This is a genomic window from Salinimonas profundi (assembly GCF_014750655.1).
GTDB classification, from domain to species: Bacteria; Pseudomonadota; Gammaproteobacteria; order Enterobacterales; family Alteromonadaceae; genus Alteromonas; species Alteromonas profundi_A.
In genome coordinates, this window is record NZ_JABBXD010000002.1 from 425,053 (window position 1) to 437,352 (window position 12,300).

The 12,300-nt window shown below is 46.1% G+C and carries 10 protein-coding genes; all 10 read right to left on the reverse strand.

The features are described from left to right. Positions 1-10: 10 nt before the first annotated feature. Positions 11-1,153, reverse strand: a complete 1,143-nt coding sequence (locus HHX48_RS06350; protein WP_223858148.1) for a LegC family aminotransferase — start codon at positions 1,151-1,153, stop codon at positions 11-13. Between the two features lie 13 nt (positions 1,154-1,166). Beyond that, positions 1,167-2,357 carry a UDP-N-acetylglucosamine 4,6-dehydratase gene (locus HHX48_RS06355; protein WP_191023312.1) on the reverse strand — a complete coding sequence of 397 codons (1,191 nt, stop codon included), beginning with the start codon at positions 2,355-2,357 and terminating at the stop codon, positions 1,167-1,169. Positions 2,358-2,468: 111 nt separating this feature from the next. Next, positions 2,469-4,580, reverse strand: a complete 2,112-nt coding sequence (locus HHX48_RS06360) for a motility associated factor glycosyltransferase family protein (RefSeq protein WP_191023314.1) — start codon at positions 4,578-4,580, stop codon at positions 2,469-2,471. Further along, a complete protein-coding gene (locus HHX48_RS06365) occupies positions 4,573-4,890 on the reverse strand; it encodes a hypothetical protein (RefSeq protein WP_191023316.1) in 318 nt (105 codons plus the stop codon). The genes HHX48_RS06360 and HHX48_RS06365 overlap by 8 nt, the downstream gene beginning before the upstream one ends. A gap of 245 nt (positions 4,891-5,135) precedes the next feature. After that, on the reverse strand, positions 5,136-6,557 hold the full coding sequence (gene fliD / locus HHX48_RS06370) for a flagellar filament capping protein FliD (RefSeq protein ID WP_191023318.1): 1,422 nt from the start codon (positions 6,555-6,557) through the stop codon (positions 5,136-5,138). A gap of 23 nt (positions 6,558-6,580) precedes the next feature. Further along, positions 6,581-7,060: a flagellar protein FlaG gene (locus tag HHX48_RS06375; protein WP_191023320.1), complete on the reverse strand. Its 480-nt coding sequence runs from the start codon at positions 7,058-7,060 to the stop codon at positions 6,581-6,583. Positions 7,061-7,138: 78 nt separating this feature from the next. Continuing rightward, a complete protein-coding gene (locus tag HHX48_RS06380; RefSeq protein ID WP_191023322.1) occupies positions 7,139-8,110 on the reverse strand; it encodes a flagellin N-terminal helical domain-containing protein in 972 nt (323 codons plus the stop codon). 598 nt (positions 8,111-8,708) lie between these two features. Further along, positions 8,709-9,677: a flagellin N-terminal helical domain-containing protein gene (locus HHX48_RS06385; RefSeq protein WP_191023324.1), complete on the reverse strand. Its 969-nt coding sequence runs from the start codon at positions 9,675-9,677 to the stop codon at positions 8,709-8,711. A gap of 786 nt (positions 9,678-10,463) precedes the next feature. Beyond that, positions 10,464-10,877, reverse strand: a complete 414-nt coding sequence (gene fliS / locus HHX48_RS06390; RefSeq protein WP_191023326.1) for a flagellar export chaperone FliS — start codon at positions 10,875-10,877, stop codon at positions 10,464-10,466. A 199-nt stretch (positions 10,878-11,076) separates the two neighbouring features. Further along, positions 11,077-12,300 (reverse strand): flagellar hook-associated protein FlgL, encoded by a 1,224-nt coding sequence (gene flgL / locus HHX48_RS06395; RefSeq protein ID WP_191023328.1) that lies wholly within the window; start codon positions 12,298-12,300, stop codon positions 11,077-11,079.

A 12,300-nucleotide genomic window follows, 5' to 3' on the forward strand; every position in this document is an offset into this window, starting at 1 on the left:
TTAACCCACATCAGACAGAAACTGGCGAGCTGGGCAGATTGATCAGGTGAGCCTCAAAATACTCAGCATTGGGTAAGCTGCCCCGTAAAGCATTTTCATACATAGGTAACCTGTGCATCAGTCGCCATACCGGCCTGGTCATTACCCCATCACCGTTGGTTTCAGCCAATACTTTGTCACGTGTTTCCTGGTCAGGGCACAGGACCGCATTTAGCCAAAAATTAGATGTTGCGTGCGCTGGTTCATCGACGAACCTGAAGATTGAGTTGTCGAAAAATGCTTTGTAATTTGCGGCCAACTCTCTCTTGCTTTTAATGAAGGTGTCCAGTTTTTCGATTTGGGCACACCCCAGGGCCGCGTTCAGATTCGGCATTCTGTAATTAAAGCCCGCTTCATCATGGTAAAACTCATAGGGGTGCGGCACTTTCGCGGTGGTAGTAATATGCTTTATCCGATCGCCAAGGGCAGCATCATTGCAAAGCACCATACCACCTCCGCCGGTCGTAATAATCTTATTGCCATTAAAACTTATCGCACCGAACAGACCGAATGTTCCGGTATGCTGTCCTTTATAAAAAGAGCCCAGGCTTTCGGCGGCATCTTCTATCAGAGTGATACCCCACTTTTCACATACGCTGATGAGCGCGTCCAACTCCACAGGATGGCCGAAGGTATGCACAGGCAGCGCGGCTTTAATACGTCTACCGGACTTTTGATGAATACAGCCCTGTTCACTTAATACTGCATGCTGTTCAAGAAAATCGTCAACAGCGTTCGGGCACAGACCCAGCGTATTGGCAGATACATCGACGAAAACAGGTTCCGCCCCAAGATGAAATAATGCATTACAGGTTGCCACAAAGGTGAGGGCCTGAGTAATGACAAGATCACCGGCTTTAATATCAGCCAGATGCAGACTTGTGTGTAAGGCCGCCGTACCATTTGTTGTGGCAACCGCTCTGGTAGCGCCGGTATAGTTGGCCACCCGTTTTTCAAACTCATCAACATACTTGCCGACACTGGAAACAAACGTGCTGTCGATGGTATCCAACAAAAACGCCTTTTCCGTACTATCAAACGTTGGCGCGTGTAAAGGAATGAATTCATTGGTTTTGTACAAATCCCGAATAAATTCATTAATCATTTTGCTCATCATCTGTTTGCCTTTACATCTTGCTGTCCAGGTATTTACCGGTTTCCAAATGATTGAAGTTGTTCAGCATTTCGCTGAACAGCTCAACAAGCTGAGCTTTTTCCCAATAGCCTGCACGCTTCAGTGCGTCGATAGCGTCGGAAAAGTAGTGAAGCCGCTCCTCACTGACGTTTAGTGCATTTTGAATAACGCCTATACTTTTGAAGCTATCCATATTTACGTTTTCATCAGCGGTGAAGAATTCTTCAAAATCTTTTTCGCCGGTCGTATCGCTGCTTGTGAACAAACAAGGCCATTGGCCCTTTGCAGGTAGTGTCGCCATGAGTGATCGTGCTTCCTGCTCGGACTCACAGTGGTAAGGGGCGTACCCCTGTAACCTTACATATTTCTCTGCAATCTCAGCAAAGGTAATCAAATGCAATGACTCAGAAAGCTTAGGAAAAAAGATATCTCTGTTATCACCAAAGATACAGGACATAAGGCAAAGTTCTCCTGACTCTTTGGGTGTCAGGAAATAGCGTTTAATGTCGTTCGGCGCCACGATAGGCTGTTTTTTTTGTAGACGCTGATTGAAGCTGTGCAGTAAAGAGCCATCCGAAAATGCCACATTGGCAAATCTGGCCGTGGAAATAGCAACAGACTGACTTTCACGCATCAGGTACATTTCCATAATGCGCTTCGACGCGCCCATCATATTCACCGGGTTCGCCGCTTTGTCTGTGGACACGCAAAAATATTTTTTCACACCGCTTTGGACGGATTGCTGAAGCGTTTTCAGTGTATTGAAAATGTTTACATCAATCATACGCATTAACGTGAATGGATCTTTTTCACTTCTGACATGCTTCAGTGCTGACAGGTTAAGTACGTAATCAAACTCTCCTGCGCTTTTGATAAAAGCATCATAGGCGACAGAACCGATATCAAGCGCGTAGGTTTGAAAATCACCGTCTATATAGCCAAAGCTGCTTCTGATATCACGGACCAGTTCTGCCAGGTTGTTCTCGCTGATATCGACAACGTATAGCTTTTTGGGGTGCCTTTTAAACACCTCTTTGGTCACCGCCTGGCCAATCGTGCCTGCCCCCCCTAAAACTAAAAAGCGAGACTTGCTGACAATTGTGTTAAGCGCGTTCTCTCGTTCATAGATATCGTCGCTAAATATTTCGTTCTGTCGACCGATTAGCTGTAAAACATCCGTCATGAAAGCACCTTCAGGAAAAGAAATTTTTAGTAATTATAAAAAGCTGAGCGTTCTCACAGCATTACTATACATACGAAAGCAAAACCCTGACCGTGGGCAGTTATGAACGTGTCATGATCGATCGTTTAACTGTCGAATTTTATTATGCTGTTCAAGAGAGTGATCGCAGCGTTGATTCCACGCATGCCGGTAATCATTTTTCATCGCCTCCAGACATGCTGACCATACTTCCAACGCCTGAGCGAACCAATCCAGCGTTTTTTCTTCATTCTCATACAGATAGAGCAGGCTTATCATCGGACCGTGAAAATACAAAAGCGTACCTTTGATAACGTGAAACAGATGACCATATCGTCTGCCACGATACGCAAACACGACTCTGGCTTGTGCACGTAAGAGGTCCGAAGCCTGCTTGCGCGTTGAATAAGGACGCCGGGCAATCTCCAGTAAATAATCACATAGCGATTCAAACTCGGCAATACCGACAGCCTCTTCAGGCTGACTTGTGGTAAAGCGACGGAAGAAGGTGCTTTTTATTTCTTCAATGAGCGCCTGCTTGTTGTGTTTAAGCGGCACACACAGAATATCGTCCGCCTGCAATGGTTCAGCACCATTAATCTTTGCCCCATGTCCCACATTATAAAACTGGGAATGTGGAGAGTATTTGACCAGATATTCAAGCTGTTGCTTTGACTGAACCAGCAAACTGGTAGCTTTCACATGCCCTTCCAGATTGCCTTCCAATTCAAACGGTGCATTTGTCTCAGCAACCAGTTTTTGTTTAAAAGCCGGATCGCGATATACGCTATGGGATGAATGCGTTGAGCCATCTACAGGGTAGCCGTTATCAACGCCGAACATATAGATCTCACCAAATCCCATCATTGCTGCAAATGACAGGGCGGTATTGGCAACCAGAGGCCCGGCGTAAGGTAACGAAGAAACGATGTGCTGATGCTGCTTAAAATACTCAAACTGCGAAAATACGGTCGCCGCTTCAGGGCCTTTTAAGCCCAAACCTGTCCATTGATATAGCGAGGGGACTTCCGAATACATAACATCTACTGCCAACAGATTGAGATCTTTAAGCATCTCTCGCTCATTGGTTTCCAGCAGCACGTCGTAGGTAATTTTTGGGCGCTCTACCAGCACATGAAAATCAGGCTTTACACCCAACTTTGTTAGCGTGGGCAGGGCTGTTCCCGCGGCAAATAAGATAACGTCGTCGCGGTTTTCCCGAATCACGTCGATAGCTTCATCAACCGAGGGACCGTTGGCAACAACATAGGCTGTTAACTGCTTAAACTTCGCTTTTTCTTTAGACCCCACGAATAACGGGCACTGATTTTCGTTGAAATTCTCAATGCAGTGCGCAAGCCCTGTTACCGCATCGTTATAGAAGCCGTACCCAAGCTGAATCTGATGAAAGTGATTAAAAAATTCCTTTATCAGCGCGTTGGTTGTCTCGCCGGGGGTGTGCTGATAACAAAAACTACTGATAAGTGAGAAGGCACCCACATCATTATAAATTTGCTGAATTTGTTCGAAGAACACATCATAAGTGACACCGACATGCAGAAACACGCAGCCACTTTCCACATCGGCCTTTTTAAAGATTGCTTCCCAGTCGGTACAAAAAAGACTGGCATAGAACATCTCAAAATCCGGTTCGCATACAAAAATGTAGTCGAAGGTATGGGATTCCAGTAATGCTGTGAGTGCGTAACCCAGTCCGACACCAAACATGATACAGGTTGGATAATGCGCAGGCAGAGATTCCAGCAGCGGTTCATCTTCCGGGACGTTTTCAGTAAGTGTTTGCGCCAGTTCAGCCATATAGCGCATGTGTAAACGCTTATCAGCCTTTATCGATGCATCAACACCACGATATAACAGCGAGCGACCAAACGTTGCGTCCGCTGTATTTTTTGACACCTGGCGCTGCGACTGCTGATACGGATCATCACCGTAAAGCGGCACCGTGGCATCACGCGGCACAAAATTGCCGTCGCCGGACGGGCTGGCAAATACATTGAAATCCTGACGCGGTGTAAAATCCGAAATTTGTTTAAAAAGCTCAGGGTAGTATGTTTTAAACGCCGTCAGGTTATTTTGAAAACGCTGTTCAGAATCTTTGGCAAACCTGGCCTGGCGCGCCTGGTAATCCTGCGTCTCCCTGAGTTTTTGTTCAAGTTCCAGCAGTGAAGCCTGTAGATTATCCATGCGTGTTTTTACCCTGATATTTATTGTTCGTTTTTAATTCGCTTTTTTTATTGAACGGAGCGATCACATCAATGAGCTGACGACTGCGTTTATTCATCGCCCCCTCTTCGTCCGTTAGCCATGCAGCCAGTTCGTAGAGATAACGCTGCTGCTCAGCGCTTAACGCCATTAATTCCGATTGCGATAATTGCCGTATTGACGCCGCTAATTTATCTGCCACCGATACCGCATCATCGTACTGCTCTTGTTCGATAAGTTCAGCAAGCGCTGCCGCATGAAGGGTGACATCATTAAAGTTATTATTTGGCATTTCTCTGTGCTCGTTATCTGGATGTAATCAACAGCAAAAGCAGGATCGTTGTCAATGTTGGCCTACGTTCGTGGTAAAAGCACAAAGTATGCCTGTTTTGCCTCGTCGTTTTTACGGCATATGTGTCAATAATCAGGCAGGGGCAGCGCGGTAAAGCAGATGTTGATAAACGGCAGCCTGCCCGCAAGCGGGCATAAACTGCGTTATAAAGGTATCACGATTAGTGAAACGTCAGGGGGCGGCAATTACTTTTCCCTGACAAAACCTGGTAAAGAGTCCAGTTGTCCCATCAGATAACTACCGGTGCTTCGCATCGATGCAATCAGAGTATCCAGTGAGGCATACTTGTTACGCAAACTGGCTTCAAGTTGCTGCATCCGATATTGATGGTCACTGCGGTCATCTTCTAAATCATCTTTTTGAATATTCAGATAATCCTGACGCTGTTTAAGAATACCGCCACTGTCAACATAGCTATCAAGAATGTTACCAAAGGTCTCAGCAAGACCACCCGGGTTTGTGAACAGCTTACCTACATCAGAAAAGCCGCTGTCCAGCGCCTCGTTGACACTGCGAACCACATTCTCTTTTTCCAGCTTACCGTTCTGATTCAATGACAAACCTACATCAAAAATGGTTTGAAAATCACCGGCACCACTGATTTGTGTGGTTAATGCGTTAGTAAGCTGGTCTTTAATCGCTCTGACCGTGGCATCACCAAACAAGGGGGCATTGACCGATGCTGATTGCTGGTTAATCATATCAATCGTATTATTAAACGCTGTAACGAAGCTATCGATTTTCTCTGTCACCCCTTCACGGTCAAAGGCGATATCCGCATTAGCAATCTCGCCATTCTCACTGGGTCTTTTGGCGGTGATCGTCAGTCCTTGCACGGCATCGCTGAAAACGTTGCTATCGTTGGTTATCTGAATTCCATCGACTTCTATAATTGCATCCTGGGCAACATCTTCAGGTGCGATGGCCAGCCCACCCGCTCCCCCGCCATTAGCAACGGTAGACAACCGGTCAAGTTCAGGGTTGTTGTTGGTGATGACTAGATCATTACCCGTACCCGCTTCAGATGACTCAATGACCAGCAAGCTCTCAGAACCCGTATTGATAATGTTTGCTGACACGCCAAATGAGCCGCTTGCGTCATTGATCGCCTGGCGGATGTCTTCAAGAGTCGCCCCGGCGTCAATATCAATATCAAACGAATTGGTGCCTGCTGAAAACGTCAAAGTACTGGCGCTTGTTGCTACCACTTCATCTGCCGAAGTGAATGTATTGGCGGGGTTAGATGTATCAGTCTGAGCGCGGCTACCCTGCGCCAGTTGCAAAACACTGATATCAAACGAGCCGGTTGTAGCGGTTTCATCCGCTTTTACCGAAACAAGATCACCTAATGAGCCGGACGTGTCAGGTTGGCGAACGGTGGCAGCGCGCTGATTAAACTTGTCAGGATCTGAGAGCTCTTCAAAAATATCCTGCAGCTTACTCATCACGGATTTGATACCGCCAATGCCGGTAAGCTCAACGGACAATTCAGACTCGCGCTTGGCGAATTTCTGTAATTTTGGTTGGTTAGTGGCCTGAAGGGTTGCTGAAATAATAGATTCGAGATCGATTCCTGAACCTACACCAGCATTTGTGATTGTTGCCATACTCCGCCCTTACATAAATAGACTTACAAGCGCTCGTTAATGAAAATGCCAGACGCATGTATTTCCTGCTCATCATGCAGATTATGTGCCTGCTCTTTTAGGCTATCGGCAATATCGCTCAACGCTTTAGCGATCTCGCGAAGTTCCTTAGGCGGAAGCTCTCTGATAACGTCGCCGCTTTCTTTATCGACAACCTTTATGACCGGTGGATCGTTTGTATCATCAAATTCAAATACAAGACTGGTCGCTTTTAAAGGAAACTGCTCATTGATGGTAGATAGACGTTCCAAAATAGCCTGACTATCCGGCTCTGCGTTGTTTTGCATTTGTGAGGCGTCATCAGAAGACGTAGAAACAGTTGAAGTGACTGAATCTTTCTTTTCAGTCTCTGCCTTTGATGCTTTGATATTGGCTTCCACATCCAGGTTTACTTTGGCAGAAAGCTGACTATCACCCTGTGTCGAGGAATAGCTTTTAATATCTGATAAATTATTTACCGCCATATCCGTCTCCAATTTCATTACCATTAATAGAAAATGCCCATACCGGGCATTTTCTCAAGGTAAAGAAACAAATATAACTTAGCCTAATAAGCTCAGTGCAGCCTGTGGACGCTGGTTAGCCTGGGCAAGAATAGACTGAGAAGCCTGTTGCAAAATCTGGTTTTGCGTCAGCTTCGCTGTTTCAGCTGCAAAGTCAGCATCTTTGATACGCGATTTCGCGGCAGACAGGTTTTCAGCAATGTTCGACTGGTTGTTAATAGCAGACTGAAAACGGTTTTGAACCGCACCCAGCTCGGCACGCTTTTTATCAACAACCGCAATCAGACTATCCATGCCACCCAAAACGGCCTGGGCATTACCCTGGCTTGAAACGCTGATCGTGCTCAGCGAGAACGATCCCGCAAAGCTGTAAGAGGCAGCAGCAGCTGTACCGCCGGCTTCACTGATACCCGCTACATTAGCAGCTAAAGTTTTACCAGTTACTGTACTGGCTGCACCAGCGATACCTGACAATGTAAATCCACCGTTGGCAGTTAACGAGTTACCGGCCGCAGTTCCACCCACATTTTTCATGCTAAAACCGATAGCCTGGGTCGCGTCTGCACCTACCTGGAACTTGGCATCGTAGGAACCATCCAGCAAGTTCTGACCACCGAAGGTTGTATCCTCGGCAATACGGTTAACTTCGGTCATCAAAGACTTGATTTCTTCCTGGATTGCCAGGCGATCTTCGTCAGTGTTAGAGCCGTTGGCGGCTTGTGATGCCAGAGTTCTTACACGCTGGAATGAATTAGTAATTTCATCCATGGCACCTTCAGCAGTTTGCGCCAGTGAAATACCGTCGTTGGCATTACGGATACCCTGGTTCAGACCATTGATCTGACCTTCCAGGCGGTTAGAAATTTGTAAGCCCGCCGCATCGTCTTTCGCGCTGTTGATTCGAAAACCTGAAGACAACCGCTCAAAGGCTTGATCTAAACGATTTCCAGAGTTCATTAACTGACGCTGTGCGTTCAGTGAACTTACATTAGTATTTACAGTTAAAGCCATTGTAGCCTCCACTTCTTTATATAGTATCCGGTATCATTGCCTACCCCTAAGCAAGTAATTCCGGGTTTTACGAGTAACCTGAATAGATCCTCTAATTAAGGATATCGACTACATTTCCTCAACCTTTAGTTTTTTCGTTGCTTTTTGGTTAACACTTTAGGATGAGATAAATTATTAATAAGGCTTTATAGGGACAAAGGCGAGCTGGGGCCTTTGTTTAATTGATACCGACTAAGGATAGTGCACGCCGCGCCATTACATGTAGATATAAATCAGCGTTTATATTTTTCTTCGTTAAACGCTGCCGAGGCGGCAATAATTGTCACAAAAAATGAAAAACATTGCCGCCTCATCAGAATGGTATTCACTTTTCACCAGGACAAAAAAAGCGGAAGGCAAAGACCTTCCGCTTGACTTACGATTGAGAGAGATAAACCCGTGGAAAACTGGCGCAGGTTTTGCTTCACTTTTATTGTGTCAAAAGTTTGTACGCCTTACTTTTGTTACTATGGTACAAGCCTCCACTTCTAGCTTGCCATACTTTAAGCACCCTTATCACTACCCCTAACGATGAGGGTGCTTTTCCTACCTTTACTTATTAACCCTGTAATAAGCTAAGAGCAGCCTGAGGGCGTTGGTTTGCCTGACCCAGGATAGACTGCGATGCCTGCTGCAGAATCTGGTTTTGTGTCAGCTTCGCTGTTTCAGCAGCAAAGTCAGCATCTTTGATGCGGGATTTCGCGGCTGACAGGTTCTCAGAAATATTAGATTGGTTATTGATTGCCGATTGGAACCGGTTTTGTACAGCACCCAGCTCAGCGCGCTTTTTATCTACAACGGCTATCAGGCTATCCATTCCGCCGAGCACCGCTTGGGCGTTGCCCTGACTTGATACGCTGATTGTACTTAGTGCGAACGTACCAGCAAAGTCGTAGGATGCCGCCGCAGCAGTACCACCAGCTTCACTGATGCCTGCAACGTTTGCAGCCAGAGTTTTACCTGTAACCGCACTGGCTACGCTGGCAATACCCGACAGCGAGAAACCACCATCGGCACTCAAACTGTTTGCCGACCCGCCAACATTCTGCATACTAAAACCAATTGCCTGTGCTGCATCCGCACCGACCTGGAATGTGGCATCGTAAGTACCGTCCAGCAGGTTCTGACCACCGAAAGTAGTATCCTTTGCAATCCGGTTAACTTCGGTCATCAGCGATTTAATTTCTTCCTGAATCGCCATACGGTCTTCATCAGTGTTAGAACCATTCGCAGCCTGTGAAGCCAGCGTTCTTACGCGTTGGAAAGAGTTAGTAATCTCATCCATGGCACCTTCAGCAGTTTGCGCTAGTGAGATACCGTCGTTGGCGTTACGAATACCCTGGTCCAGGCCCATAATCTGTGATTGCAAACGGTTACTGATTTGCAGACCTGCCGCGTCGTCTTTTGCGCTGTTAATTCTAAAGCCTGATGAAAGACGCTCGAAAGCCTGATCCAGACCATTTGATGAGCTCATCATCTGACGTTGTGCATTCAATGAACTTACATTAGTGTTAACTGTTAAAGCCATGATTTATCTCCTCAATCTTACTAAAAAAGGTGTGCCGGCTCTGGCCTGGTCATCCCTTCGTTTTGTTGATTCCGGTCTCTCATCTCCGGACAATTAAGTTAACGGCGCTACCGAAAATTACTTAAGACATTTTTTCAATTTTTGATGGTATTTTCTGAGGGCGAATAACCAGCGGGGTAAGTAAAAATAAAATAAGACAATGATTTATAAATCTTTTTTCAACTATTGTCGCGTTAAAAAATAATGACAAAAATCTTTTATCCGATGCATTTGCACTACGTTCTATGAAGTAGGGGTGCCGAACAAAGCCAGTCCTAAATTCTCCTTCGACACACCGATGACAGGCGCCGGGTCATTCATATTTGAGTCACGAGTAATGTGGATAAGCGGCAGCTGGTATTAAGCAAAATGGTAAGTGAAAACTGAGCAGGATGATTAACAGGTCGCGTCCGGATAACCTGTTTGAGCTACCGCTGTACTGAGGCTGAGCAAGACGTTATGCCCGCTTAGTTATATTATCGGAATCCGACAGCTGCACTGAGCACATCTATTATCAGGCTTGCCAGTACTCGTCAGACGCAACACGCGCGACACCTTTATAGCGAAGAGGGTTCAGGAAACAGTATCGATACATCGGTGATGTTAAAAGAAGAAAATAGCACGGATGGAGGCGTAACTGTTGCGACAGGCTCTGTCATTGCTTTGGCAGCAAATGAGCCTGTCAGTAAACATCGATCAGGAATGAATTGTGTGAGGTTCGATATGAGAAAGCTGTCGCAGACGTTTTTACCCTGCGCGGCGCGCGTAAGCTTCCTGCTTATCGGCTTCAGGAATCTGTACCCACGCTGTGCGAATAGGTTCCAGCAACGCGTAGGTTTCTTCCAGTGGTCCGATATTATTGCTTAACAACGCTTCATTGACTTTTTCTATCATGTAGGTGTAAAGCGCGTACATATTTTCCGCAATCTCTCCACCGACTTCAACATCCAACGTGTCTCTCAGATAGATCAATATAGAAACAGCCTTTGAAATGTTCTCTGATTTAGCCTCGAAGTCGTTACGCTCGATGGCACCTTTAGCATAAGCTATACGGTCCAGCGCGCCCTGAAATAACAACAGCGTCAGGCGATGCGGATCGGCAGCGGAAATATCCTGCTTAACGTTACCTTTTTTGTATGCGTTGATACCTCGTAAAGACATATAAACTCCGATTCGTTTTTAGTGCAATGAAACGCTCAATGCATGTCTGAATTAAAATGATGCGACTGGCTACCCGTGCTTATGCAGTTGAGGTGCGCCGCTTTATACACATCATATCGGCAGTTAACATAATTCCTTAAGGTGCAATCAGGCCTTTCCGCAAGATTTTTTCCTGATTATAAAAATAAAGATATAACAATTACTTAATATAATTAAACAGTGACAGGCCCGTCACTTTCCCGAACGATGAGTACGCTGCGTTTAACGCGGTTTCACGTTTGGTCAGTTCAGTAGCCGCTTCTGCGAAGTCAACGTCTTCGATGGACGAACGTATTTTCTTGGCTTCTATCTGTAAATCTGCATTGGTTTGATACATTGAGCTGGCGAGATTCAACCTCCCACCCACCGAAGAGCGTTCCTGTGCAACTTTGTCTACGCCGTTGTCCAGGCCAATTAGCGCGTCGTCCAGCGCGTTGCTGATAGCATCAGTTGTTAATGAGTCATCCATAAGCATAGACGATACATCATGCAGCGTTTCAGCGAGGTTCTTTTTCTGGGGAGGGTCAAGCGCAAACTCGACGCTATCTCCGGGGTTCCCACTTAAGGTAAATGTCATGCCCTGAATTGAAAAAGGCTGTGAGGGAGTAAATGCTGTGCTCCCCACCGTCTCACCGGTTCCCGGATTAGTCAAAGTCACCTGATTGGCAGCGGTGATTTGAAGCTGAAAGGTATTATTTGCTGGTGTGACAGGATCGTAATTCGCTTTACTAAACGCATCAAATGTCTTCTGACTGTCGATACCGCTGCTTTCTACAACCGCTGACGGCGTATTTACCACACTGAAGTTACGTCTGGCCAATACATTTTCAAAGACGTCCTGACCACTAACTGAGCGCTGTACCTCTACACCATCAGCAAGCTTCACCGTGTTCTGACCACTGTCACCCTGATAGGACACGGCATTTGTCGCACCGCCGTTGAAGACAAAGGGCTGATTTTGTGACTGATGACCGCCAAAAATATAATTACCGTTGGCATCCTGCGAGTTCATCAACCCCAGCATTTCATCTCTCATCTGCCCCAGCTCTATACCAATGGCTTTTCTGTCGCTGTCACTTAATGCACCTGAGCCGGCTTGTAAAATAAGCGTGCGAGCGCGTGTTGCAGTATTGTTGATGCTATCAAAAACTGTTTCCTGTTGCTCCAGGGCATTGACAAGAAAGTCATTATTACGCTGATATTGTTTTAATTTGTCGAGCTCTTCAGTCAAACGGATAACTTTTGCAGCCCCCACAGGATCATCCGATGGCTTATTTAACTTTTTACCCGTACTTAGTTCGTTCTGCGTTTCAGATAGCCCGCGCTGATTATCCATAATTGCACGGATATTTCTGTCATAGAGTTGATTCGTAGAAATACGCAT

Coding starts and splice junctions, on each gene's coding strand:
- HHX48_RS06355 (WP_191023312.1), bottom strand. CDS start 2,357: ATGACGGATGTTTTACAGCTAATCGGTCGACAGAACGAAATATTTAGC.
- HHX48_RS06365 (WP_191023316.1), bottom strand. CDS start 4,890: ATGCCAAATAATAACTTTAATGATGTCACCCTTCATGCGGCAGCGCTT.
- HHX48_RS06385 (WP_191023324.1), bottom strand. CDS start 9,677: ATGGCTTTAACAGTTAACACTAATGTAAGTTCATTGAATGCACAACGT.
- HHX48_RS06360 (WP_191023314.1), bottom strand. CDS start 4,580: ATGGATAATCTACAGGCTTCACTGCTGGAACTTGAACAAAAACTCAGG.
- HHX48_RS06380 (WP_191023322.1), bottom strand. CDS start 8,110: ATGGCTTTAACTGTAAATACTAATGTAAGTTCACTGAACGCACAGCGT.
- HHX48_RS06375 (WP_191023320.1), bottom strand. CDS start 7,060: ATGGCGGTAAATAATTTATCAGATATTAAAAGCTATTCCTCGACACAG.
- fliS (WP_191023326.1), bottom strand. CDS start 10,877: ATGTCTTTACGAGGTATCAACGCATACAAAAAAGGTAACGTTAAGCAG.
- HHX48_RS06350 (WP_223858148.1), bottom strand. CDS start 1,153: ATGAGCAAAATGATTAATGAATTTATTCGGGATTTGTACAAAACCAAT.
- fliD (WP_191023318.1), bottom strand. CDS start 6,557: ATGGCAACAATCACAAATGCTGGTGTAGGTTCAGGAATCGATCTCGAA.
- flgL (WP_191023328.1), bottom strand. CDS start 12,300: ATGCGTATTTCTACGAATCAACTCTATGACAGAAATATCCGTGCAATT.